Annotated in this window: 25 protein-coding genes and 1 pseudogene; 8 read left to right on the top strand and 18 right to left on the bottom strand. The window is 71.4% G+C overall.

The annotated features are described in order from the left end of the window. Positions 1–43: 43 nt before the first annotated feature. The 12 genes from AOK00_RS15045 to AOK00_RS14995 all read right to left on the bottom strand — a co-directional run bounded on the left by AOK00_RS15045 (position 44) and on the right by AOK00_RS14995 (position 8501). Positions 44–247 (bottom strand): helix-turn-helix domain-containing protein, encoded by a 204-nt coding sequence (locus AOK00_RS15045; RefSeq protein ID WP_055600819.1) that lies wholly within the window; start codon positions 245–247, stop codon positions 44–46. A 201-nt stretch (positions 248–448) separates the two neighbouring features. Next, entirely contained in the window at positions 449–1612 is a 1164-nt protein-coding gene (locus AOK00_RS15040; protein ID WP_055600818.1) for a DUF3631 domain-containing protein, read from the bottom strand. 181 nt (positions 1613–1793) lie between these two features. Then, complete coding sequence (locus AOK00_RS15035; protein ID WP_079042013.1) at positions 1794–2759, bottom strand: bifunctional DNA primase/polymerase; 966 nt, start codon at positions 2757–2759, stop codon at positions 1794–1796. 85 nt (positions 2760–2844) lie between these two features. Continuing rightward, positions 2845–3480, bottom strand: a complete 636-nt coding sequence (locus AOK00_RS15030) for a hypothetical protein (protein WP_055600817.1) — start codon at positions 3478–3480, stop codon at positions 2845–2847. A 10-nt stretch (positions 3481–3490) separates the two neighbouring features. Next, positions 3491–3679: a hypothetical protein gene (locus AOK00_RS15025; RefSeq protein WP_055600816.1), complete on the bottom strand. Its 189-nt coding sequence runs from the start codon at positions 3677–3679 to the stop codon at positions 3491–3493. Between the two features lie 226 nt (positions 3680–3905). Continuing rightward, positions 3906–6074, bottom strand: a complete 2169-nt coding sequence (locus AOK00_RS15020; RefSeq protein WP_055600815.1) for an FtsK/SpoIIIE domain-containing protein — start codon at positions 6072–6074, stop codon at positions 3906–3908. 96 nt (positions 6075–6170) lie between these two features. Further along, complete coding sequence (locus AOK00_RS15015) at positions 6171–6374, bottom strand: DUF6257 family protein (RefSeq protein WP_055600814.1); 204 nt, start codon at positions 6372–6374, stop codon at positions 6171–6173. A 79-nt stretch (positions 6375–6453) separates the two neighbouring features. Beyond that, on the bottom strand, positions 6454–6834 hold the full coding sequence (locus AOK00_RS15010; protein ID WP_055600813.1) for a DUF6251 family protein: 381 nt from the start codon (positions 6832–6834) through the stop codon (positions 6454–6456). Positions 6835–6860: 26 nt separating this feature from the next. Next, complete coding sequence (locus AOK00_RS15005; RefSeq protein WP_055600812.1) at positions 6861–7196, bottom strand: RRQRL motif-containing zinc-binding protein; 336 nt, start codon at positions 7194–7196, stop codon at positions 6861–6863. Further along, positions 7193–8065: a DUF2637 domain-containing protein gene (locus AOK00_RS15000; RefSeq protein ID WP_055600811.1), complete on the bottom strand. Its 873-nt coding sequence runs from the start codon at positions 8063–8065 to the stop codon at positions 7193–7195. The genes AOK00_RS15005 and AOK00_RS15000 overlap by 4 nt, the downstream gene beginning before the upstream one ends. Next, positions 8062–8238, bottom strand: a complete 177-nt coding sequence (locus tag AOK00_RS39080) for a hypothetical protein (RefSeq protein ID WP_159041769.1) — start codon at positions 8236–8238, stop codon at positions 8062–8064. The genes AOK00_RS15000 and AOK00_RS39080 overlap by 4 nt, the downstream gene beginning before the upstream one ends. Next, entirely contained in the window at positions 8235–8501 is a 267-nt protein-coding gene (locus tag AOK00_RS14995) for a DUF6284 family protein (RefSeq protein WP_055600810.1), read from the bottom strand. Before AOK00_RS14995 ends, AOK00_RS39080 begins: the two co-directional genes overlap by 4 nt. Before the next feature lie 489 nt (positions 8502–8990). Between AOK00_RS14995 and AOK00_RS14990 the strand changes: the two genes are divergently transcribed. Further along, positions 8991–9764 carry a GntR family transcriptional regulator gene (locus AOK00_RS14990; protein ID WP_055600809.1) on the top strand — a complete coding sequence of 258 codons (774 nt, stop codon included), beginning with the start codon at positions 8991–8993 and terminating at the stop codon, positions 9762–9764. Continuing rightward, positions 9761–10330 carry a GNAT family N-acetyltransferase gene (locus AOK00_RS14985; protein ID WP_055600808.1) on the top strand — a complete coding sequence of 190 codons (570 nt, stop codon included), beginning with the start codon at positions 9761–9763 and terminating at the stop codon, positions 10328–10330. The genes AOK00_RS14990 and AOK00_RS14985 overlap by 4 nt, the downstream gene beginning before the upstream one ends. Positions 10331–11672: 1342 nt before the next feature. Here the strand turns inward: AOK00_RS14985 and AOK00_RS14980 are convergent. Continuing rightward, on the bottom strand, positions 11673–12020 hold the full coding sequence (locus AOK00_RS14980; protein WP_055600807.1) for a hypothetical protein: 348 nt from the start codon (positions 12018–12020) through the stop codon (positions 11673–11675). Between the two features lie 371 nt (positions 12021–12391). Between AOK00_RS14980 and AOK00_RS14975 the strand changes: the two genes are divergently transcribed. After that, positions 12392–13087: a pyridoxamine 5'-phosphate oxidase family protein gene (locus AOK00_RS14975; protein WP_055600806.1), complete on the top strand. Its 696-nt coding sequence runs from the start codon at positions 12392–12394 to the stop codon at positions 13085–13087. Between the two features lie 52 nt (positions 13088–13139). On the opposite strand, the gene AOK00_RS14970 is transcribed toward AOK00_RS14975, so the two are convergent. After that, entirely contained in the window at positions 13140–14009 is an 870-nt protein-coding gene (locus AOK00_RS14970; protein WP_055600805.1) for a sigma factor-like helix-turn-helix DNA-binding protein, read from the bottom strand. A 30-nt stretch (positions 14010–14039) separates the two neighbouring features. Continuing rightward, positions 14040–14420 (bottom strand): DUF6479 family protein, encoded by a 381-nt coding sequence (locus AOK00_RS14965; RefSeq protein ID WP_055600804.1) that lies wholly within the window; start codon positions 14418–14420, stop codon positions 14040–14042. Positions 14421–14571: 151 nt separating this feature from the next. Between AOK00_RS14965 and AOK00_RS14960 the strand changes: the two genes are divergently transcribed. Both AOK00_RS14960 and AOK00_RS14955 read left to right on the top strand, forming a co-directional pair. Further along, entirely contained in the window at positions 14572–15081 is a 510-nt protein-coding gene (locus tag AOK00_RS14960; RefSeq protein WP_055600803.1) for a SigE family RNA polymerase sigma factor, read from the top strand. 74 nt (positions 15082–15155) lie between these two features. Next, positions 15156–16448: a hypothetical protein gene (locus tag AOK00_RS14955; protein ID WP_055600802.1), complete on the top strand. Its 1293-nt coding sequence runs from the start codon at positions 15156–15158 to the stop codon at positions 16446–16448. A 64-nt stretch (positions 16449–16512) separates the two neighbouring features. On the opposite strand, the gene AOK00_RS14950 is transcribed toward AOK00_RS14955, so the two are convergent. The 3 genes and pseudogenes from AOK00_RS14950 to AOK00_RS40320 all read right to left on the bottom strand — a co-directional run. After that, complete coding sequence (locus AOK00_RS14950) at positions 16513–18204, bottom strand: bifunctional 3'-5' exonuclease/DNA polymerase (RefSeq protein WP_055600801.1); 1692 nt, start codon at positions 18202–18204, stop codon at positions 16513–16515. Between the two features lie 251 nt (positions 18205–18455). After that, positions 18456–18731 (bottom strand): response regulator transcription factor, encoded by a 276-nt coding sequence (locus AOK00_RS41160; RefSeq protein WP_173861567.1) that lies wholly within the window; start codon positions 18729–18731, stop codon positions 18456–18458. Between the two features lie 322 nt (positions 18732–19053). Further along, positions 19054–19761 (bottom strand): annotated as a pseudogene (locus AOK00_RS40320) (sensor domain-containing protein); the annotation flags it as partial. 392 nt (positions 19762–20153) lie between these two features. Here AOK00_RS40320 and AOK00_RS14930 point away from each other — a divergent pair. The 3 genes from AOK00_RS14930 to AOK00_RS14920 all read left to right on the top strand — a co-directional run. Then, entirely contained in the window at positions 20154–20564 is a 411-nt protein-coding gene (locus AOK00_RS14930; protein WP_055600797.1) for an NADH-quinone oxidoreductase subunit A, read from the top strand. Further along, positions 20555–21181 carry an NADH-quinone oxidoreductase subunit B gene (locus AOK00_RS14925; RefSeq protein ID WP_055600796.1) on the top strand — a complete coding sequence of 209 codons (627 nt, stop codon included), beginning with the start codon at positions 20555–20557 and terminating at the stop codon, positions 21179–21181. Before AOK00_RS14930 ends, AOK00_RS14925 begins: the two co-directional genes overlap by 10 nt. Further along, the coding region (locus AOK00_RS14920; protein ID WP_063886605.1) for an NADH-quinone oxidoreductase subunit C at positions 21178–22480 on the top strand (1303 nt) is incomplete at its 3' end. The genes AOK00_RS14925 and AOK00_RS14920, both read left to right, overlap by 4 nt.

The following is a 22480-nucleotide window of genomic DNA, read 5'->3' as shown; positions in this document are numbered from 1 at the left end:
GCGCCCCCGGTGAACTCCGGGGGCGCCTCTGAGGGTTCGTAGATCAGTTGGTCTGAGGCTGCAACTGCGCGACGAAAGCGTCCAGTTCAGCAAGGCGGATGCGGCGGGAGCGACCCACCTTCACGTACGGCAGGTCCCCGGCGGCCATCAGCTCGTAGACCGTCGAACGTCCGAAGGAGAGGTACTCGGCCGCTGCCTCGACGGTGAACAGGGCGCGGGCGGTGGTGGGCTTCACGGCGGTGGTCACTGCTCATGCCTCCTGCGTGGGTGCCGGGGCTCTTGGCCCCCTTCTGGAGAGTCCGCTACATCCGCTACGCCGCTACATCGCAGGTCAGCGGCGGGTTTTGTGTAGCGGGAAGGCGGGGTGTAGCGGCTACGGCCCGTTCGCGGCGGCCCGGAATGGGGCGCCGATGGCGTGGCGGTGTAGCCGCTACATCGGTGGTTGCCGCTACGTGAAGAGGTGGTCTGAGCTGGGCTGTAGCGGCGTAGCGGCTGTAGCGGTTTCCTGGGGCGGGGGGCAGTAGCGCGTCCAGGCGTCGAGCATGTCTTCGGCGAAGAAGCCCTTGAGTACGCCGCCGGCGGTGCGGATGTTGCGGGAGACGATGCGGGTGTTGTCGCCGGTCATGTACTCACCGAGCATCTTGGACAGGCGCCGGTTGTCGAGCGGCTTGCCCTGAAGGTCCGCCCACGGGGCGTCTTCCAGGGCGTTGAGCCGGTCGAGGATGGCGACGGTGGGGAGCTTGTCCACGCCGATCAGGACGTGGTCGCGCAGGTCGGTGAGCAGCCGGATCCCGAGCGAGCCTTTGTCATCGGTCTGCGATGCCTTGACCAGTTCGGCGCACGCGTTGCGGGCGCGCTCGGGCCAGTCGCCCCCGGCCGCGTCGGCGACGGCGAGGAGGGGCTCCCACACGTCAGCGGGCCGGTCGGTGACCCCGTCCGGCATGACCGGGCGGGCGCCGCCGACCCGGTCGCGGACCTGGTCGGCCCACTTGGCGAGACGGTCGCGGATGGCGTGGCCCTGCTTCTCGTGGTCGCCGATCCGGTAGGGCTCGACCTTCTCGTTCCTGGCCCGCCGGCGCATCCGGATGATGACGGACCGGGTCATGATCGTGTCGGGCAGCGAGCCGAGTCCGGCGACCGCGACCGCGCAGTACGAGGGGAAGCCGACCACGGTCTGGTTGGATCCGTCACCGACGCACCGGTACATCAGCCGTCCCCGGCGGTGTCCGGCGTTGAGGAAGCCGCGGAGCTGCTCGTTGTCCCCGGCTTTGGGGCCGAAGACGGTGTCGATCTCGTCGAAGATGATCGTGGGCCTCTCCCCGTCGACCCCGGACACCGCCCGGAAGAGGGCGGAGGGGGAGGCGTCGACGGCGGCCATGCTGTTGGGTACCAGGGTCTCGATGACTTCCAGCGCGCGGGACTTGCCGGAGCCGGGCTCCGGAGAGAGGAACGCGATCCGGGGCGTGGAGTCGAACGCGTCGATCAGGTGGGCGTGAGCGTCCCACAGCGCCACGGCCACGTACCCGGCCTCGCGGGGGAAGACGTTGAACCTACGGTGAAAGGCCTCGACTTCGGCGAGCAGGGCGGCACCGTTGATGGGCTGCTGAGTCATGCGGCTTCCCCTTGGGTCAGGAGCGGGCGGAGGCAGGCGGCGCGGTGCCGGTCAGAGCCAGAAGGGACGCCTTCGGCGACGACCATTCGGGCGCCCAACGTCCGTCCGGACACGTGTCGTTCGGCGAACTCGGGCACGTGCCCGGTCAGGTGGCTCTTAGAGGGAGCGGGACGGGGGCGCTTCATGCCGCACTCCGGCCGCCGGCGGGGTTGTGGGCGATGGACCAGTCGAGGCCGCGTGTGATGACGTCGTCGTAGTAGCGCTGGGGCTGGGTCGCGTTGCCCGCCGCCGCCCTACTAAGAGCCCCCTGGACGTCCTGCCGGGTGAGGTCGCCGGACGCCACCAGGCGCCCCAAGGCTCGTGCGGCCGCGAGCAGGGTGGCGTTGCGGGTGCCGTCGGCTGCGCGGGCGACGTTGTCGACCTCGCCCCGCAGCGCTGCCGCCGCGTACCGGGACGCCCGGACCGTCAGAGCCGCCGGAGGCGCCGTGGCGTTCTGGACGGTCTTGGGGCGGGCCGTGAGCGCGTCCAGGATCCACGCGGGCAGCGGGGCCGGGGGTCGGCTGTCCAGGACCTCGTACGAGCCGTCGGGGGTGTGGCTGCCGGGGGCGACGACGTACCCGCCCCAGCCTCGGGTGTCGATGTGCTTGCCGAGTCGTCCGGCGGTGTTGCCGAGCCGGTGTCCGTCGGGCTGGGTGAAGTACAGGTGCTGTCCGCCGCGCGCGGTCCGGACTCGGTGGGTGAGGGGGACGGCCTGTCCGGCGCGCTCGCAGAGCGCTTCGAAAAGAGCGACGCCGTCAGGCGTTCCCTTCTCGTCTGTCGGCTTGAGGGTGTCGAGGTCGACGACGAGCAGCCCGGACGGGCCGGTGGCGATGCCGATGTTGTACGGGGCGTGGGTCCAGGCGGCGGCGAGGAGGTCGGGGTCGGTGGTGGCGCGCTGCTCGGGGGTCTTGTGCCCGTCCGCGCAGCGACCGGTGCCGGGGCAGGAGCGTTCGGCGTGGCCGGCGGGCCGCTTGTCGCTGGGGCGGAGGGGGAAGACGTGCCAGCCGCGTTCGGTGGCGCTCACCGCGTGGGCGAGCAGGTTCAGGCCCGGCAGGTCGATGGACAGCGGGTCGCTGTCCTCTCGCCGGACGGGGGACGGTTGGGTCATGCTGGGTGTCTCCAGTTCTGTGAAGAGTGCTGGTGACGAGGGCGGCCCCGGGTTCTTGGCGGAATGGGGGCCGCCCTCGGCGTAGTTACTGGTGGGTGGTCCAGAGGGCGTACTGCTGGCGGACGTAGTGGCGGGGGTCGCAGATGACGGCCGCGTCGTCGACGTCCATGAGGCGGCGGGCCGCCCGGTCGGCGGCCTCGGTGGCGTCGCCGGGCTCGCCCACGCGCTCGTCGGTGAGGGCGATGCGGTCGAGGAGGGCCGCCTTGCGGAGCCAGAACTCCCGCGTTCCCTCGGTACCGAACGGCCGCTCGGCGGCGGTGCGGGCGGTCCAGCCGACCTCGCTGATGGTGGACGGCGCCTTGGCGTAGGCCTTCTCCGGTGTGGGCCAGTCCTTCTCGGCGGGTCGGGTGAGGAGGTTGCGGGCGGTGTTGATGCGCTGCCCGGCGGAGTCGGCGATGTAGGCGGCGGCCTCGTCCAGGGCTTCGACGGTGGCCTCGTGGTGGGGCTGCCACTCGCCCACGGCCACGCTGGCGGCGGTGAGGACTTCGGCGAGGAGCGGGAGCAGTCCGGTGCCGCCGCTCTCCGGGTCGTAGAGGTGGCGCAGGAGGTGGCGCTGGTCGGCCGCGTCCAGGCCGATGCGGACCTCGCGGAGGAGGTCGTCGAGTCCGGTGCGGACGGTGTCGGTGGCGGTGGTGATGCGGTGCTGGACGATGCGGGACACGACGGTCTCCTCAGAGGTTGGTGGCGGCCTGGATGAGGGATTCGGCGACGCGGTTGATGGGTTCGGCGGCGCCGGTGGAGGCGAGGAAGAACCCGAACATGACGGCGGTGAACGCGGAGCCGGGGCTGACCTGCTTGAAGCGGAGGAGGAAGAACAGGGCGAGTCCGAAGAGGACGACGAGCGAGACGGTGATGACCACGGGTGCTGTCTCCCTGGTGGATGGGCAGACCCTCGTTTCGGGGCCTGAGAGGGCCCGGAAAAGGGGCGCCTGAGCCCCCTTTACCGGCCTTACCTTGCAGGTCAGGGGCCCTTACCACCCCCATGACCGGGGTAAAGGGCCCCCTCTACTTCGCGGCCCCTCCAGGCATGTGTCGGAGGGGCCGTTCGTGGGGTGGTGATTGGGGGGTGGGTAGAGGGGGACCCCTCTACCGGCCGGGCGACAGGAGGATCTCTGCGGGCACGGCGGCCTCGACGTCGCGGCGCTGGTAGCCCGCGCCGTTGGAGCCGCTGATCTTGACCTGCTTGCTTGTCCGCTTCACCCCGGCGGCTTCCAGGGCGGAGGCGAGCTGTTCGGCGTTGTAGTCGCCGTAGGTGTCCTCGTCGATGTTGACGAGTCCGGCGAGGAGGTCGGTGGTGAACATGCGCGGGGAGTGGCGCATTACTTCCAGGACGTCGGAGACGATCGGCGGGACGGTGAGGCCGGCCGCGTCGGCGGCGGCGGTGACGTCTCCGGCGGCGTCGCCGGTGAGCTGCCCGACGGCCTCCCGCAGAGTGCGGCCCTTGCGGCACAGGGCCGCGAAGCTGGGGCCGTCGAGGTAGTCGGCCCGCACCGTGACGTACGACGCCGGACCGGTCACCAGGACACCGACGCCCTTGTGCTCCTCGGAGAGCACCGACGCGTCGGCCCCCTGCGCGGCCTTGCCCTTGCCCAGCACCATGTCACTGGACGCCCGGTCGACGACCTGTGTCGAGTAGCGGATGGTGATGATCTCCCGCAGCTTGGTCGGGACCGAGTCGGCGTCGGGACGCTGGGAGGCGAAGTTGGAGACGAACCCGGCGGCCGGTCCACGGCGGGCGATGCGGCACAGGTCGTTGATGACCTGCTCGCGGTCTTCGCGCTCCATGGCGGTGAAGTACTCCTGGAGTTCGTCGATGGTGACGAAGATGACCGGGAGGTTGTAGCGGGCGACGATCTCCGGGGTGAGCTTGCCCTCCGGGCACACCGACGTCGGCAGGTCCCGCAGCAGCGCGAAGCGTCGTTCCATCTCCGCGAGCAGCTCCGCCAGCATGGCCTTCAATGCGGTGATGGCGTCGTCTTCGGCGCCCATGACGAGGCGGTGGGCGACGGCCTTCATGGGCATCCAGTCGGCGCCGCCCTTGCCGTCGGCGACGTAGTGCCTGACGTAGGCGTCGAGGAGGCCGGCGGAGGTGAGGAGGCGCTGGGTGAAGGTCTTGCCCCGGCGGGGGAGTCCGCCGAAGAACATCGACTGCCACATGACCGGGACGCTGATCCGGGTGCCCCGGGCGTCCTGCCCGAAGGGGACCGGTTCCCAGATGGAGAACGTCTCCGCCTTCTCCAACGGGGAGGGGTTCGGCGTGCCCAGGTAGGGGTCGTCATCCGAGACCCACATGGAGACCCGTCCGGCGTTGCCGCCGTTGACGGCGCGGACGCGGGACATGATGACCTGGATCTCGTCCACGCCGAGTTCCTGCGCGATGACCTCGCGCTTCGCGAGGACGTCGGAGGCGGTCTTGCCGCCGCCCCGGGGCATGTCGAAGATCACCGACCAGCCACGGCCGTCCCGGACGGGGCCCATCGTGCACGAGACGCGCGGAAGGTCCTTCTCGTCCTTGCCACCACCGCTTTTCAGGAGGCCGGCGGCCCGCAGCGCGTCGTTGAGCTGCTGCGCGGACATGTCCACCCGGATCGGCGGCGCCGCCTGATCCAGCAGACGGGTCTCCTCGCCGCGTCCGAGGTGGGCGAGGGGGACGGTCACGGCGGCGCCGATGGCCGTCTGCAGGAGCGGGTCGGCCAGCATGATGCCGGTCGCGGCCGCCGCGACCCCGGCGGCGGCGAGCCCGAACCTCCACCGGCGACTGTGGGTCCGCTCCGCGTACGCGGCCTGATGGCGGGCGGCGAGGTCGATGTCTTCCGGGCGGAGCTTGGACTGGGCGCGCAGGGCCTTGACGGTCGCGGACTGCTCCTGCGCGGAGAGCACCGGCCACAGGCCCTTGACGGCCCGGTAGAAGCCGCGGGCGGCGAGGAGCACGGTCTTGAGCAGGTATTTCGGGGTCCGCACGCCGTGGTAGCGGGACTGCCACCAGACGAGCCGTCCGAGGGCGGCGACGTTCTCCCGGATGGACTTGGGCGAGCGGGCCCACACCGGCAGCACCGGCAGGTCGGGCACGGTCAGCCAGTCCGCGAGGGGGTTGCCGGGCAGGTCGACCACGTCAACGCCCGACTCCACGGGGTCGGAGTCGTCCTGCGCGGTCTCGGCGGGTTTGGTGAGTTCTATCGGCGGCGCCTCGTCGGTACGTGCGGCGCGGTGCTCGGCGAGGCTGACCACGGTCGCCTCGATCGCGGGCTCGGTCATGATGGGTCTCTCTCCTACTGCTCGAAAGGGCGGAGGGCAGAGGCCCCGGGGGACGGCGCGGTTTCCTTGGCCGGGACGGCCGTCCCCGGGGCACCACTACTTCTTCTTGGCGTTCTTCTCAGCGCGGGCGCGGGCGCCGTCGAGGAGCCGGTCGACCTTCCTCTCCAGGTCGCCCTGGTAGACGGACTCGCCCGCGAGTCCCCGCTTGGCCATCCGGCCGACGTACCAGGCGAACTTGGCAGCCTCACCAGCGGTGAGCGGGGGGTGCTTCGGGTCGTACTCGTTCTTCCTGCTGGCCATGACGTGGTCCCTCTCCGGGGCCGGGACTGTCCCGGCTCCCCTCACCGCCCGGCACGAGGCCGGGCGGATCGGGCAGCCGTCAGCGGCGGCGCTTGCGCGTCTTGGCCAGGGTCTTGGCGGCGGCCCCGCCGTCCGGGCCGCCGATGGACTTCACGACGGACACGACGCCCCAGGCGAGGACGGCGGCGAGGAACGCGAGGAGGGCGAGGTTCGCGGCGATCGCTGTGAGCGCGCCGACGAGGAGGGGGCCGAAGTAGACCCCGGCGGCCACCGTGCCGGCGCCGATGCCGGAGCCGAGGGCGATGCGCTGGACAGTGCGGTCGGGCGGGGCCTGATGGATGTGCTGGTGGACCACCTGCGGCGCGGCAGGCGGAGCCTGGATCGCGGGGAGTTGGTCGGCGTAGGTGTAGGTGCCGTCGGGGAGCTGGACGACCCGGGCGGGTTCGGGGAGGTGGTTCACGACAGGTCACGTCCTCTCGTGGCCGCTCAGACAGCGGCGGTGTCGGGGTAGGCGCAGGGCGTGCACATGCCGAGCGAGCTGGGGATGCGGTATCCGGCGTCCCGCCCGCACTCCGGGCAGACCCGGCGGGCCGCGTTCGCCCTGGCGAGGGCCGCCCACCGGGCCGGCGTCATCGGCCTGACCGGCCGGGCGAGGTCGACTCGGTACAGGAACGCGACCAGGGGCGCGCGTCGGCGGCGGGGGCGTTCGAGCTGGGCCACGACCGGCTGACCGCCGGGCCGCAGCCCGATCGCCCGGAGCTGCCGGAACGTCGCCAGCCCCTCCGGGGCGAGCCGCCAGCGGTAGACGGGGAGGGCGCTCATGACGCGGCCCCAACCGGCTCAGGCGCCGCCACAGCGGCCCGCTCGGCACGGAGGGAGTCCCGGAGCATCCGGGCCTTGTCCGGCGATGTCCGCAGAGCCTTACGGATGCCCTCGGCCGTCAACTGATCGACCGTCCACGCCTCAGTCAACTGCCGTGCCTCAGCGACCAGTTCATCCGTCGTGCGACGGGGTCGGGTCGATCGGGCAGCGTCGGGGACCCGACCAGTCGCCCGGCGCGAGGCCGACTGATCGGCGGCCACCGCACGAACCACGCCCCGATCGATCGGCACCTCCTCGGCGGGAGAATCGACCGCGTCGACCCGCTCGACGGTCACCGGGGCGACCAGCGCCGGAACCGGCGCGGGAGCCGGTACGGCGAGGTCAGAGGTAGACCGTTCCGTATGGATCTGTGTCGATTCCTTCGCTTTTGCGGGCTCGATCGATCGGTGGTGCAGAACCTTGGCGACCAGATCAGAGCCGAAGTAGATCGACCCGACCGGAAGCGACGTGGCGAGCAGGACGAGCAGCCAGTTGACCGGGTCCCACTCGGCCAGTCGGGTCCAGTCGACCGACTCGCCGTGCAGCTCGGGCACGAGGCCGTGCACGAAGTTGAGGACGAGCGAGGCGACCGTGTACGCGGCGAGCACGCGCAGCGCGAACTTCTTGTCGGCCCGATCGGTCAGCACCAGCGTGGCGACCAGGGCGAGGGCCATGAGGCCGTCGACCACGAACGGGTAGAGCGTCGCCCCGGTCTTGTCCGCGCCGACGGCGGTGGCCACGTCCCGCAGTGCGTTCCAGGAAACCCGGAACGCCATGCCGACCACGGCCACCAGAGCGAGGACGAGCAGGGCTTTACCGGCGCGGTTCACGCTTCCTCACCGCCCTCGCACTGATCGGCGCGGTACAGGAGGCGGGCGACGACCGCCACCCCGAGTCCGAGGAAGAACCCGACGGCGGTGATGTCCCGGTTGCCGATGGCGATGCCCCAGACCTCGACGGCGAGGGACAGGGCCACCAGGAGCCAGTAGGTGCGGTTGTTCATGCGGCACCGCCGGTCAGCGTCCGGCCGGCGCGGTTGGTCAGGGTGCGGCGCTCGTCCAGGACCCTGTTCCGGGCCCGGCGCACACGCCGCTCATCCAGCGCGGTGGCCGGACGGTCCAGCATCCAGATCTCCACGTCGAGCAGGTCGATCTCCGCCAGGATCAGCGGCATCTCCTTCTCGATCGCGTCCAGCTCTCCGTTCGTCGGCTCGCCGCCGAACGGGGTGGCCGTAACAACGGCCTGAAGTGCAGCGATGGACTTCATTGGGTGTGTTCCTTCCAGTCAGGAACGGCCCGAACCGACCCCCCGGAGTGCCAGCTCCGGGGGGTCTCGCCGTTAGAACCAGGGGGACTTCCTCCGGCTCCCCTCAACCCCGCCCGTACAGCACCCCAGGTGCGGGGGCCGGACGGGCAGAGGAGGCAACCGGCCGCAGCAGGGCCGCGGAGTTGGCTGTCTGTCTGACGGCCGCTCTCCCCAAGTGCGAGTTGCGGTGCGTCCTCTGTTCAGTTCTCAAGCCACGAGCGCTGCCTTCGTACTCACCCCTGCGGGCTTTCCTCCGGGCTATGGCGACTCCAAGAGCCGCCCGACCTGCGGGAATATCGCCGCAAGCGGGCACAGTTAATGGGACTGCACCGCTTGCTCAACTTGTTGGTACAAGCTGATGCAGTGATGCTGCACCCACGGACAGTGAGTCGTCAAGTGATCGGGGCCTACATGTACCAACAAGTTGAGCGAGTGCGTCATGATGGAGTCATGAACAAGCAGCCGAAGTACCGACAGGTCGCGGACGCGCTCCGTCGTGAGATCGACAGTGGCGTCTACCCGCCGGGCTCTCGACTCCCCTCCGAGGCTGAACTCTCCGGACGGTTCGACGCGTCCCGCAACACGGTTCGATCCGGTCTGAACATGCTGGTCAGTGAAGGGCTGATCTCGTCGAGCCAAGGGCTCGGGTACGAGGTTCGGAAGCATGAGGTGTTCGAGCTCAACGCGTCCCGCTTTGAGAACCTGACCTTCCCGCAGAACGGTGACGCCTACAGCACCGACGTCACCAACGCCGGCCGTCACCCCACTCAGACGTTCCGAGTGGAGGTGACCCCGGCAACGAAGTACGTGGCGGAGCGACTCAAGGTCGAGCGGGAGTCGACGGCTGTTCTACGGTTCTGTCATCGGTTCGTGGATGAGGTGCCGTGGTCGACCCAGGCCACCTACTACCCGGACTGGCTCGTGAAGGAGGCTCCTCGACTGGCGGAGCCCGGCGACATCGCCGAGGGGACGACTCGGTACCTGGCCGGTATCGGCGTCGAGCAGATCGGCTACTTCGACGAGATCGCGGCCCGGATGCCCACGCCGGACGAGGCGCGGCTGCTCGACATCGGGGCCGGCGTTCCAGTGCTGCTCTGGACTCGTACCGGCTACTCGGCGGACAAGGTCATCCGCTGCACGATCACGACCTTCCGGGGTGACCTGAACCGGATGAACTACGAGATCGGCACGCTGTCCGCTCGGCAGGAGGACGATCCGCAGTGATCATCGAGCGGGCGACCGCGGACGACTTGGATGCTCTGCTCGCGTTTCGTCAGGAAGCTGCGTCGTGGCTCACGGCCCTCGGCTCAGACCAGTGGCAGCGCCCGTACCCGGCCGACAGGCTTCTCGCCACGATCGAGGCCGGAGTGGTGTTCATGGTCCGTGACGGGTCGGCGACGGCCGCGACGATCACGTTGACCGCGGATGCAGAGGAAGGGCTCTGGACGGAGCAGGAGCTTCGGGAGGAGTCTCGGTTTGTGAACAAGCTGACCGTGGCGCGCACGCACGCCGGGCAAGACCTCGGTGGGCGTCTGCTCGATTGGGCGGGCGACCGGGCGTATCGTTCCGGCGCGCAGTGGCTCCGGCTCGACGCGTGGACCACGAACAATTCGCTCCAGGCCTACTACCTCCGCCATGGGTTCGAGCATGTACGAACGGTCACGGAAGGCGGAGCGGTCAATGGCGGCCCTCGGGTCTCCGGATGGCTCGCTCAACGTTCAGCCATGCCGAGTGCGGTGCATGGGTTCACCGACCTGGTGAGCACGGCCGCGCGGTGCAACGAAGCCTGACAGTGCCTATCGACCACTGCCAGGGGCAAGATGCTGAGGGGTCCCACCGTTCGCGGTGGGGCCCCTCAGCGTCACCCGAGGCTGTCCTGGGTGATCTGATTCCCTCCGACCTGCATGCAGAACTAGCCAATCGGGGCTGGCCTATTTCGAGGCGAGCTAGGGGCGGTTGGCTCTGATCGGAACAGGTTGACTACCTGTCGGAACACTCTGGCTACCTGTCGGAACACTCTGGCGCAGAACGGCTCTTACCTGCGGTGATCCTGACCGTGGCGGGTTCCAGCGCCGACGCTGGAGCCGTCAGGCATTCGCGCTCTAGTCTCACTACACATTGCTGGTGAGGGGGTGCTGGCCTCGCTCCCTCACGGTATGGATCTTGCCTGCGAATCGCCGCCCAGTTCATCCGCTAGCACTGAACAATATTCGGCCAACCTTGCCCTGCCCTGCTCAGCGGCATTTGTCAGTGGTTGGTCAGTGGTTGGTCAGTGTTGGTCATTTCGACTTCTTTCACTGGCTTTCACCAGCAGGAACGCGCTGCTGAGTAGTTCTCGTTGTGACCCGTCGCTGGCGTCGGTCAGCAGCCCTACGCTCCAAGCGCATCCCGGTTCTCGGGCCCGTTACCGCACCGCACCTTCAACGGAGGGATCTTCGTCATGCCCGCATGGCCTCGTATCACTTGCCCCGTCTGCCGGCGTTCTGTGGCTGTCAGCCCGGACACTCGGAGGATCGTTGACCACAAGCACCCGCGACCTCGTGATCGGGCCCTGGACCTGGTCCTGTGTCACGGCTCCGAACGGCAGGTTGAACTGGGCGGGGTGATGTTCTTGCCCTTCGAGCGGGGTGGTTCGGCCGAGGAGAGTGTGCTCTTTTGACTGGCTGCTCTGTTGCCGAGGGCGCCCTGAACGGCGAGCTAGCTTGTTAGCCGCCTGGACAGCCTGCACATCGTCGTTGCTCGGCGGCCGGTACTCCGATGTGGCAACCCGCACGGTCTCAGTTGAGGTCTCAATCCGACGGCGGTCCGCAGATGTCCGTCGCCGTCCGCCTTCGACCGTTCAGCCTTCTGGCCAGCGGCGTAGCTCCCTCGGCGGACGGTGACGGACGTCTCCGGAACAAGATCGGACAACTCGTAATGCGTAGGTCTCGGGTTCGAATCCCGAAGGCGGCTCGGATCAGCCCCAGGACTCACTCGCCGTGACCTGGGGCTTTTTCATGTTCCGGATGCGACGCCGGAGCCGCGCGCGGGCCGCCCGGCTGTCCTTGGTCTCCGTTGTGGTCTCCGTCACGGGGGCGGGTGGGACGCCGGGTGCCGGATCCCGTTCTCGCTCGGCGGGTGCATGCCCTGCGCCTACCCGGGCACGTCCGCCGGGTCGGTGTCGAGGGGGGACAGAGGCGTCTCGCTGTCGAACTCGAACGTCTCGATGGCGGCGTCGGCGGGGAAATCGGGGTGGTCCCGCCAGACTTCCGCCAGAGCGACCAGAAGGTTCCACGAGGCGGCCGCGTGCAGTTCGGTCTCCGCCGCCTGTGCGGGTGAAGAGGTGCGGTGGAAGAGCACCGCCGCAATCTGCTTGCCGGCGGCGATGCGGAGAGCCATGACCACGGGGCGGGCCTCGTCCTGCAGTGAGGCCGCGTCAGCGATGCGTGCCAGCACGAACCGGTTCAGCCGCGCGACCTGTTCCTCGGTGATCCGTTCCACTCGTCCCCCTCGTATCCACGCCGTGCTGTGAGCGGGGCGAGCCGTCAGCTCAGGACGGCGTCCAAGATCTCCTCCACCCAGTACCTCAGGCGGTGCCGACGGCTGCAGAACCGCTTCGGGCGCCGCCACCGGCTGCGCTCGTCGAGCGGCCGATGGCACTGCTTGCAGTGCCTCACACGTGTTCGATCCCCCATGGCCCGACTCTAGCGGTCCCCTCCGAACCGGCAGAACGCGGGAATCGCCGGTGGTGGAAACCCCGTCGCCACCGAGGACTTCCGTTCCGACAGGTGGGCGGGGGTGGCGGGGCGGCGGCCGGAGGTCGTACAACTCCGGAAGATCTTTTGCGTCGGTCGAGGAACCCAGGGGGAAGCATGAGCGGCGGCACGGACACGGTCGGCGGGGGTGAGGCGCTGGTGGTCACCGAGCGGACCCGGTTGCGGCGGATGCGGGAGAAGGGCAGTCATCGGCGGGCCGATCTGGACGCCGTGCTCGCGGCCGGGTTCCTCTGTCATCTCGGCGTCCCGGTCGACGGGACGACGATGGTGGTGCCCACCGCGTACGGCGTCGAGGGCGACCAGCTGTACCTGCACGGGTCCGTCGCCAGCCGCAGCCTCGTCCAGGCGCCCGGCACCACCGTCTGTGTCACCGTCACCCATGTCGACGGGCTGGTCCTGGCCCGTTCCGTCTTCGAGCACGGGGTGAACTACCGCTGTGCGATGGTCTACGGCGTCCCGCGCGTCGTGACCGACCCGGACGAGAAGCTGCGTGGCCTGCGGGCGCTCACCGAGCAGAGCTCCCCGGGGCAGTGGGAGTACGTACGGCAGCCCAGCCGCAAGGAACTGGCCGCGACCTCCGTGCTCGCGCTCGACCTGACCGAGGCCTCCGTGAAGACCCGCGGCGGGCCGCCGGACGACGGTGATTCGGAGGACGCGGCGCTCGGACTGTGGGCCGGGGTGCTGCCCGTGGTGACCACCTTCGGTGAGCCGGTCACCGATCCCGTGCTGCCCGCCGACGTCGTACCGCCCGCCCATGTGGCATCCCGTGCGGGGCGCGTCCTCGGGGAGTGAACCGGGGGGCGTGAACCGGGGCCCCGCGGCTGTGAGCGCGGTGCGGAGGGTCTCAGAGCTGGAGCTTCAGGCGGCCCAGGTGGTCCGCGTCCGACAGGGCGTCGATCGCCGTGATCCGGTTCTCCAGGACGGTGAAGGCGAACACGAGCCGCGGGTCGCCCTCCGCCGGCCAGGCCAGCCCCGCCGCCCCGTCCACCAGGGCCTTTCTGGCCGTGCTCACCTGGCGGGCGATCGCCTCGGCGACCGCCCCGGGGCCGTGCACGTTCGTCACCCCGGCCCGTTCGGCCGTGGCGTCGGCCCGCAGCACCACGTTCGGGTCGAGGAGGTCGTGCACGGCGGCGGCGTCGCCGCCCCGCGCGGCCGACAGGAAGGCCGCGACGACCTCCCGCTGGCGCGGCAGGTCCGGCTCCGGCATCTCCTCGGCCTCCCGCAGCCGGTAGCGGGCCCGGCCGGCGAGCTGGCGGGTGGCGGCCGGGGTGCGTTCCACGAGCGGGGCGATCTGCTCGTACGGGACGGAGAACTCGTCGTGCAGGACGAACGCGAGCCGTTCCGGGGGTGTCAGTCCGTCGAGGGCCGTCGGCGGGGGCGGTTCCTCGGGGTCGCTCGGGTGGTTCGGCATGCCCGAGGCCCAGGGGTCCCACGGGTCCCAGGGGTGCTCGCGGTGGGTCTCGCGGGACCGGAGCCGGTCCAGGCAGGCGCGGGCGATGGCCTCGGTGGGGTCGTACGGGGCCGGGACCGGGCCCGGGGCGACCGGGGGGCGCCGGGCCGGCCAGGTCCTCCGTACGTCCTCCACCGCCTCGTCCGCCTCCTCGAAGGTGCCGAGGAGGCGGTACGCGACGGCTCGCAGGTGCGGTTGGTGCTCCTCGAAGGGAGCGGTGGGGAGGGCTCCCGGGAGCGTTGCGGGGACAGCGTTCTCATCCACGGGGCGTGGCCTCCGTCGGGCAGGAAGGTTTCAGTCGCCGTGTCCCGTGCCTCCGCTGCCGAAACCTCCGCTGGAGATCCCGCCCCACTTGCGCTTCTCCTCGGTCGGCGGGTCGGGTGACGGTTCCGAGCCGTCCTTGAGCTGGTAGGGCATGAGCCGGTGCGCGCCGTCCGTCTGCGGCATCTCGGCCGGCCTGCGGTACTCGGACGCCTCGCCCGGCAGGCTGCCGTCGTCGGGCCGATGGGGCTGCTCGTCCGGCTTGGGTGGGTTGGATTCGCGGTTGCGGATCCGGTAGCCCATCCAGAACGCCGCGATCAGGATGGCCACGAGGACGAGGCCGCCGAGCACCTGTCCGAGGCCTGACTGCCAGACTCCCGCGGCCAGGGTCTGGGCTGCGCTGAGAGTGTTCATACTCCAGGGTTACCCCTTTTCTGCCCTTTTGGACGCACTCGGCGAAGACGCCCGCAGATTCCCTGGAAGACGCTGAAACATTTCTTCCTCCCCGTCGCGTCAATGAGGTGTACGGCGACCACACCACGTGACCGCGAGGAGAAGGAGGGGCATGAGAAAGTCCCGCGCGGACGAGTTCCTGGAGTTCGCCGCCGCACGCACCGGTCCGCTGTTCCGCTCGGCGTGCCTGTTGACCAGTGGGGACACGCACCTCGCCGAGGACCTCACCCAGGAGACGCTCGGCCGGATGTACGCCCTGTGGGGTCGGATGGCCCGGATCGGGAACCCCGCCGCGTACGCCCAGACCGTGCTCGTCCGCACGTTCCTCAGCCACCAGCGGCGCCGCTCGGCCACCGAGCGCCCACTCGGCGAGCTCCCCGACCGCGCCCCCGACAACGGCGAGGACCCGGCGCTGCGGATCGCCCTGCTCGACGCGCTGGCCGGGCTCGCCCCCAAGGACCGGGCGGTCGTGGTGCTGCGGTACTGGGAGGACCGCAGCATCGAGGAGACCGCCGACGCCCTGCACGTCAGTTCCGCCGCGGTACGCACCCGCTCCGTCCGCGCCCTCGCGAAGCTGCGCGCTCGACTCGGCGGCAGCATCGCCGAGTTCGCCGCGCGCTGACCGCCGCCGGCCGCCCCGCGGATCTTCCTCTTCCACGCTTTCTTCATCCACTGACCGGAGACGGTGAATTCGACATGCCTCAGAACGAAGGCCCCCAGCACGACGGATTCGAGGACGAGCTCGGCGCGATCCTGCGCCGCACAGGCGACGGCTTCGCCGCCGACGACCGGACCGAGCTGGTCGAGGGCGGGCTGCAGCGCGGCAAGCGGCGCCTCGTCCGCCGTCGCCTCGCGATGACCGGCGGCGTCCTCGCGCTCGCCGCCGTCGGCATCGGCGGTGTGTACGGCGGCTCGCTGCTGTCGCCCGCCGCGGACGCGAGGGCCACGTCCGTGGCGGCGCCGCCCAAGCCCACCGCCACCGCCACCGTCGACCCCGTTCCCGGGAAGCAGCGGCCGGGCGAGGCGACGATCCCCGTCAAGGACCTCGCCGCCGTCCTCAAGGACAACACCCCGGCGGGAACCTGGCAGTTCGACGGCCTCGACGGCACGGGCCAGCACGTCACCGGCGTCTTCGACGACGGGAACGGCAAGGCCGGCGTCAGCGTCGGCCTCTTCCGCGCGGGCACCGGCGAGGCGGGCGAGGACCAGGTGGCCTGCCCGGACAAGGTCGCCATCCCCTACGACGACTGCACCGAGGAGCGCCTCGCGGGCGGCTCCCGGCTCATGATCTTCCAGGGGTACGAGTACCCCGACAAGCGCGTGGAGACCAAGCAGTGGCGTGCGGTCCTGCTCACCCGGGACGGCTTCCTGATCGACGTGAGCGAGTACAACGCCGCCGCGGAGAAGGGCGCTCCCATCAGCCGTGAGAACCCGCCCTTCACCCCCGCCCAGCTCAAGGCGCTCGTCACGGCCCCCGCCTGGGGCACGCTGACCGCGCGGCTGCCCGAGAACGTGGACATGTCCGGCGGCCAGGGCGCGGCCCCGCCGGCGGCCGAGCCGAGCGCCACCGACGTCATGAACACCCTGAGCTCACTCGTGCCCAAGGGCCTCAAGGTCGTCAACAAGGGCGGACAGTCGGGGTACGCCTACGTGGTCGTCAACGACGGCAAGGGCAAGAGCCTCGTCCAGATCAACGTCCAGCCGAACATGTCGGACGTGGTCGGCGACCTCTTCGGCAGCGGGGACGTCACCACGCTCCCCGACGGCCGCATGGTCAAGCCCACCCAGCAGCCGGGGGAGAAGGGCGGCGAGGGCGTCGTCTGGTGGACCGTGGACACCATCACGCCGGAGGGCTTCCGGGTCGTCGTGTCCGCCTTCAACGCCGGCACCCAGCACGAGGCGGCGACCCGCGCCGAGCCCGCGCTGACGATGCAGCAGCTGAAGACGATCGCGCTGAGCCCGAAGTGGCAGAAGCTGCCGCTGAAGTAGTGGCCGGGCCGGTGACGGGCCCCGCACGCACAGGCGCGCGGGGCCCGTCCGCCTCCCCCCGTGGCTACTTCGCGTCCGCGTACCGCTCCACCGTCGCCACCGTGAACGGGAACCGCACCGGCGTGTCCCCGAACGCGATCCGGCCCGCCTCGTCCCCCGCCGCCCGGATCGCCGCCGTGACCGCCTCCGCCTCCTCGGCGGGGCAGTGCACGATCACCTCGTCGTGCTGGAAGAACACCAGCTCCGCCCGCATCCCGGAGAGCGCGCGCCGCAGTGCCGCCAGCATCAGCAGCGCCCAGTCGGCCGCGCTGCCCTGCACCACGAAATTACGGGTGAACCGGCCCCGCGCCCGTGCGTTCCCGGAGGCGTAGCCGGGGGTGAACTCCGCTTCCTCCGCCGCCGGTTCGCCGCCCTCCTGCGGCAGGCCCGCCTCCTCGTCCTCGCCCGATCCCACCGCCCGCGGGCTGGTCCGGCCCAGCCAGGTCCGTACGAGCCGGCCCTCCTCGCCCGCCTTCGCCGCCTCGTCGACATAGGCCACCGCGCGCGGGAAGCGGCGCCGCAGCGCCGCCAGGTTCTTCAGGCCGTCGCCGCTTGTCTGCCCGTAGATCGCGCCCAGGAGCGCGATCTTGGCGTGGTCGCGGTCGCCGGAGAAGGCCCGGTCCGAGAGCCGGGTGTAGAGGTCGTCCGGGTGCCCCGCGACCTCCATCAGGCCCGGGTCCCGGGAGATCGCGGCGAGCACGCGCGGCTCCATCTGGTCGGCGTCGGCCACCACCAGGCGCCAGCCCTCGTCCGCGACCACCGCGCGCCGGATCACCTTCGGGATCTGCAGGGCCCCGCCGCCGTTGGTCGTCCAGCGTCCGCTGACCGTGCCCCCGGGCAGGTACTCCGGCCGGAAACGGCCGTCCCGCACCCAGTCCTGGAGCCACGACCAGCCGTGCGCCGTCCAGATCCGGTACAGCTTCTTGTACGCGATCAGCGGCTTCACCGCCGGGTGGTCGAGCTCCTCCAGCTCCCAGCGACGGGTCGACCTCAGCCGCACCCCGGCCTGCGCGAAGGCCTTCACCACATCGGCGGGCAGGTCCGGCCGGACCCGGCGGCCGAAGGCCGCCGACACCTCGTCCGCGAGCTCCGCGAGGCGGCGCGGCTCGCCCCCGCCCGCGTACCGCTCGCCGAGCAGCTCGTGCAGCAGGTCCCGGTGCACGTCGGCCCGCCACGGCAGGCCCGCCCGGTGCATCTCGGCGGCCACCAGCATCCCCGCCGACTCGGCGGCCGTGAGCAGCCGCATCCTGCCCGGGTGCTCCGCCCGGTCGTGGCGGCGCAGCTGCTCCGCGTAGACCGCGAGGAATCCGTCGAAGGGGACGGAGACGACGGGGCGCGGCTCGAAGAGCGAGTCCTGCGAACCGGGCTCGGCGCCGCGCTGCGGGGGGTCGGGCGGCACCGGGGCGTTCCGCAGGCGCGCCCAGGCCGCCGCCGCCGAACGGGGCTCGCCGAGCCGCCCCTCGTGGCCCAGGAGCAGCTGCTCGGCGTCCTCCATGTCGTAGCACCGCTCGACCCGGACGCCGCCGGCCAGCAGGCGCGGGTACACCTCGGCCGTCGAGCGCCACACCCAGCGGGCGACCCCGGGCCTGGCCCGTACGGCCGCGACCAGGTCCGGCTCGCGGAGCACGTCTCCGGCGGGCAGGCCGTCCGGGGCGAGGGGGACGAGCAGTGCGCCGTCCCCCTCGGCTTCGGCTGCGAGTGCCCACCGCTCGGTCATGGGTGCGAGTCTGACACCCGGCACTGACACCGCCCGCGAGGCGGCACGACGGGGCGCGGCGCCGGCTTCGCCCGGGCCCCGCACCTGCGGCGCCCGCGAGGTGGAAGCCCCTGACCAGGGCGCCCGTCCGGTGGACCAGGCGCAGGGGCGGCGAGCGCTGGTCGGGTCGTGCCCACCCGTTCCGCCCTTGCGGAACAGTTGCCCACAACCCGAGGGGTGGGGGCGGGGGACGCGCCCGCGTGGCGCGGGCGCTACGCCGCCGCGTGGAACAGGGCCGCCGCCTCCCCCCGGGAGTCGACGCCCAGCTTGTTCAGGATGTTGGCGACGTGGAACTTCACCGTCGACTCGCTGATGTGCAGCTCCTCCGCGATTCGCCGGTTGCGGTGCCCGAGGGCCAGGTGTCGCAGGACCTCCACCTCCCGCTCGCCGAGGCCGGTCAGCGGGTGCGCCGCCTCGACCGGCGCGGCCGGCGCCGCCAGCGGGATCACGGCCGTGATCGTCGTGCCCCAGCCCGGCACCGCGTCCATGTCGAGCCGGCCGCCGAGCACGTCGAGCCGGTCCTTGATCGTGCCCGCGCCCAGGTCGCAGGGGGCGGGCGCCGCCCGCCCCGTCGTCCCGTACCTGGAGCAGCAACCGGTCCTTCGCGCGCCACACCTCCACGGACGCCGAACGCGCCCGCGCGTGCTTCGAGACGTTCTGGAGCAGCTCCGACACCGTGAAGTACGCGATGCCCTCGATCGCCTCCGCCGGCCGCTCCGACAGATCCACCGTCACCTTCACAGGCACCGTGCACCGCGCCGACACCGACGACAGCGCGGCGCTCAGCCCGCGGTCGGTGAGGACGGCCGGGTGGATGCCCCGGGCGAGGTCCCGCAGCTCCTGGAGCGCGAGCTTCACCTCGCCGTGCGCCTCGTCGACCATCGCCGCGGCCGTCTCGGGATCGTCGAGGAGCTTCTCCTTCGCGAGGCCGAGCCCCATCGCGAGCGCCACGAGCCGCGCCTGCGCCCCGTCGTGCAGGTCCCGCTCGATGCGCCGCAGGTCCGCCGCCGCGGTGTCGACGACGACACCCCGGTCCGACTCCAGCTCGGCGATCCGCCGCTCCAGTTCGTCGGAGGGGGAGAGGAGCCCCCGCACCATGCCCCGGTCGGCGTTGGCCATGCCCCGGGACAGGAACGGCAGTACCGGCCAGAGAACGACGAGGGAGACCAGCGCGATCGTGAACGTCACGATCCCCCAGGGCAGCCGGATCAGCCCGTACAGCTGAGTCCGCCAGGCCACCGGGTCCTTCAACGTGCTCCACAGCCAGCCGAAGAAGCCGCCGCGCGACGGCAGCGGGGACGGTTCGGCGATCTCGACCCCGAGCAGCGCCCGGGCCCGTGCCCGCTCCGACCTGCCGATGAGGCGCGCGCCGCCGAGCCCGAGGGCGAGCAGCGGGAGCCCGATGACGGTGACGGACAGGCCGACGCCGAGGAGCACGCTCACGACCGCGTAGACGAAACCGACCAGCGCGGTGAGGAGATTGGAGAGGAGGAAGGCGATCTCCTTCCAGGTCTCCATCCCGTAGGCGGTGCGCTTGGGCGGACGCGGACGAGGTGACGAGGTGACGGCGGCCCCGGAGGACGCGGCGGGATCAAGATCGGCGGTCATGCTCTCCAGCCTGCCTGTCGAGGACCGCGCGACGCCATGGGGAAGGTGGGTGAGCGGCAGGGGGGATATCCCCACCAGGTCCTCCCACCGGCCCCCCACCACGCCCGTACGAGGACCGCGCCGGGCCCGTGAAGGCTCTGCACGGGCACTGCACGAGCACTGGGCGAGGACCGCACGCGGGCTGTACGAGGACTGCACGAGAACCGTGGTCACACGACTGCTTACGGTCCCTTTAGCAGGGCCTAGACTCGCGTGCGTACAGAAGTGACTCATGAGACACCGAGACCGAGGGGCGGACGGACGTGCGGGAACAGACCGTTGTCGCGGCCGACGCGACGGGCGCGGCGGACTACTTCCAGACGTACTCCGTCGTCGGCCTGCTCGCCGTCGTCGGAGTGCTCTTCGTCGCCGTGGCGTTCGGCGCGGGCCGACTGCTGAGGCCTGTCGTGCCGACGCCCGAGAAGCTCCTCACGTACGAGTGCGGTGTCGACCCCGTGGGGGAGGGCTGGGCGCACACCCAGGTCCGCTACTACGTGTACGCCTTCCTCTACGTCATCTTCGCCGTCGACTCGATCTTCCTCTTCCCCTGGGCGACGGTCTTCGCCGCGCCCGGCTACGGCGCCACGACCCTGGTCGAGATGTTCGTCTTCCTCGGCTTCCTGGCCGTGGGGCTGCTCTACGCGTACAAGAAGGGCGTCCTGGCATGGACGTAACACCCCTGCCCACACCCCTGCCCGCTCCGAAGCTGGGGCCGCTGGCCCGCCTGGCCCCCGAGCCGATGAAGGTGGTCCTGAACTGGGGCCGCCGCTACAGCCTGTGGGTCTTCAACTTCGGGCTCGCGTGCTGCGCGATCGAGTTCATCGCCGCGTCGATGGCCCGGCACGACTTCATCCGGCTCGGCGTGATCCCGTTCGCGCCGGGCCCGCGCCAGGCCGACCTGATGATCGTCTCGGGGACGGTGACGGACAAGATGGCGCCGGCCGTGAAGCGGCTGTACGAGCAGATGCCGGAACCGAAGTACGTCATCTCCTTCGGCGCCTGCTCCAACTGCGGCGGCCCCTACTGGGACTCGTACTCGGTCACCAAGGGCGTCGACCAGATCATCCCGGTCGACGTGTACGTGCCGGGCTGCCCGCCGCGTCCCGAGGCGCTGCTCCAGGGCATCCTCAAGCTCCAGGAGAAGATCGCCCGGGAGAGCCTGGCCGAGCGGTACGCGACCACCGGCGGCGCGTCGGTCGCGCAGCTGACGAGCCCCCTGATGGAGCGCCCGTCGGCGGAGCGCCCGTCGGCCGAGAGCCCGTCGGCGGAGCGACCGGGAGCCGAGGCATGACGGCGTACGACTCCCTCCCCGACTCCGTGACGGAGATCTTCGGCGAGGAGGCGACGGCGGAGCAGGCGTACGACCTGCTGACCATCGACGTCCCGCCGGGCTCGTGGATCACGGCGCTCGAAACGGCCCGGGACACGCTCGGGTGCACCTACTTCGACTGGCTGAGCGCGGTCGACGAGCCGGGCACCGGCTTCCGGGTCTGCGCGCACGTGGCCGCGGTGGGGAAGGGGCGTCCGCGCCGCCTCCTGCTTCGGACGACGGTCCCGCACGCCGCTCCCGTCCTGCCCACGGCGATCGGCGTGTACGCGGGCGCGGGCTGGCACGAGCGCGAGACCCACGAGATGTTCGGCGTGGACTTCACGGGCCACCCGCACCTGGTGCCGCTGCTCCTCCCGGAGAACTTCGAGGGCCACCCGCTGCGCAAGGACTTCGTCCTCGCGGCCCGGGTCGCGAAGGCGTGGCCGGGCGCGAAGGAGCCGGGCGAGTCGCACGAGGGCGGCCCGAAGCGCCGCCAGATGCTTCCCCCGGGCGTCCCGGACCCGAACGAATGGGGCCCCCTGAAGGGCCAGCTGCCCCCGGCCCCGGCGCGCCCGGCCCGAGCGGCGGCAGGCGACCGCCCGGTCCGCCGGACCCGCTCGGTGGCTGAGGGCTCGGCGACCCAACCGGAAGCCCCGACGGACACCCCCCGCCCGCCGCGCCGGACCCGTTCGGTGTCGGAGGGCTCGGTGAGCCAGGCGGCGTCCGAGTCGGCCGGTGCGCCGGAGACGGAGACCCCGCCCGCCGCGGCGCGCCCGCCGCGCCGGACCCGCTCGGCTGCCGACGGCTCCGCGAGCCAGTCGACCCCGGACGGCCCCGCGCCACGCGCGGAGGCCGCACCCCCGCGTACCCGTAGCTCGGACGCTCCCTGGCACCACGCCCGCCCTGCCTTCGACAAGGAACCGACGCCCCCGGCGGAGCCGAAGGCCCCGGCGGCGGCGCCCGAACCCAAGGCGGAGCCCACACCCGAGCCCGAGCACGAGGCCGCGCCTGTGTCTGAGCCCGCGCCTGGGTCTGAGCCCGAGCGTGCGTCTGAGGGCGAGCGTGTGTCCGAGCCCGTGCCTGGACCCGAGGCCGGGCCCGTGCCCGAGCCGGAGACCCCGGCGGAGCCCGAGCCCGAGTCCGACCCCGAGACTCGACCCGAGCCCGAGCCTGGACCCGAGCCCGAGGCCGCCCCCGGCACCGAGTCGGACGCCCCGCGCCAGGACGGCCCCACCGGCCCCACCAAGCCCACCGGCCCCACCAAGCCGACCGGTCCTAGCG

The sequence above is a fragment of the Streptomyces aureus genome (genome assembly GCF_001418135.1).
GTDB classification, from domain to species: Bacteria; Actinomycetota; Actinomycetes; order Streptomycetales; family Streptomycetaceae; genus Streptomyces; species Streptomyces aureus_A.
The sequence above is the reverse complement of the archived record's forward strand: the minus strand, read 5'-3'. Positions and strand labels throughout refer to the sequence as shown.

Excerpts from the sequence above, each read along its gene's own strand:
- AOK00_RS15040 (WP_055600818.1), bottom strand. The coding sequence starts at position 1,612 with ATGACTCAGCAGCCCATCAACGGTGCCGCCCTGCTCGCCGAAGTCGAG.
- AOK00_RS15035 (WP_079042013.1), bottom strand. The coding sequence starts at position 2,759 with ATGACCCAACCGTCCCCCGTCCGGCGAGAGGACAGCGACCCGCTGTCC.
- AOK00_RS15020 (WP_055600815.1), bottom strand. The coding sequence starts at position 6,074 with ATGACCGAGCCCGCGATCGAGGCGACCGTGGTCAGCCTCGCCGAGCAC.
- AOK00_RS15015 (WP_055600814.1), bottom strand. The coding sequence starts at position 6,374 with ATGGCCAGCAGGAAGAACGAGTACGACCCGAAGCACCCCCCGCTCACC.
- AOK00_RS15005 (WP_055600812.1), bottom strand. The coding sequence starts at position 7,196 with ATGAGCGCCCTCCCCGTCTACCGCTGGCGGCTCGCCCCGGAGGGGCTG.
- AOK00_RS39080 (WP_159041769.1), bottom strand. The coding sequence starts at position 8,238 with ATGAACAACCGCACCTACTGGCTCCTGGTGGCCCTGTCCCTCGCCGTC.
- AOK00_RS14995 (WP_055600810.1), bottom strand. The coding sequence starts at position 8,501 with ATGAAGTCCATCGCTGCACTTCAGGCCGTTGTTACGGCCACCCCGTTC.
- AOK00_RS14990 (WP_055600809.1), top strand. The coding sequence starts at position 8,991 with ATGAACAAGCAGCCGAAGTACCGACAGGTCGCGGACGCGCTCCGTCGT.
- AOK00_RS14975 (WP_055600806.1), top strand. The coding sequence starts at position 12,392 with ATGAGCGGCGGCACGGACACGGTCGGCGGGGGTGAGGCGCTGGTGGTC.
- AOK00_RS14965 (WP_055600804.1), bottom strand. The coding sequence starts at position 14,420 with ATGAACACTCTCAGCGCAGCCCAGACCCTGGCCGCGGGAGTCTGGCAG.
- AOK00_RS14960 (WP_055600803.1), top strand. The coding sequence starts at position 14,572 with ATGAGAAAGTCCCGCGCGGACGAGTTCCTGGAGTTCGCCGCCGCACGC.
- AOK00_RS14955 (WP_055600802.1), top strand. The coding sequence starts at position 15,156 with ATGCCTCAGAACGAAGGCCCCCAGCACGACGGATTCGAGGACGAGCTC.
- AOK00_RS14950 (WP_055600801.1), bottom strand. The coding sequence starts at position 18,204 with ATGACCGAGCGGTGGGCACTCGCAGCCGAAGCCGAGGGGGACGGCGCA.
- AOK00_RS41160 (WP_173861567.1), bottom strand. The coding sequence starts at position 18,731 with ATGGACGCGGTGCCGGGCTGGGGCACGACGATCACGGCCGTGATCCCG.
- AOK00_RS14925 (WP_055600796.1), top strand. The coding sequence starts at position 20,555 with ATGGACGTAACACCCCTGCCCACACCCCTGCCCGCTCCGAAGCTGGGG.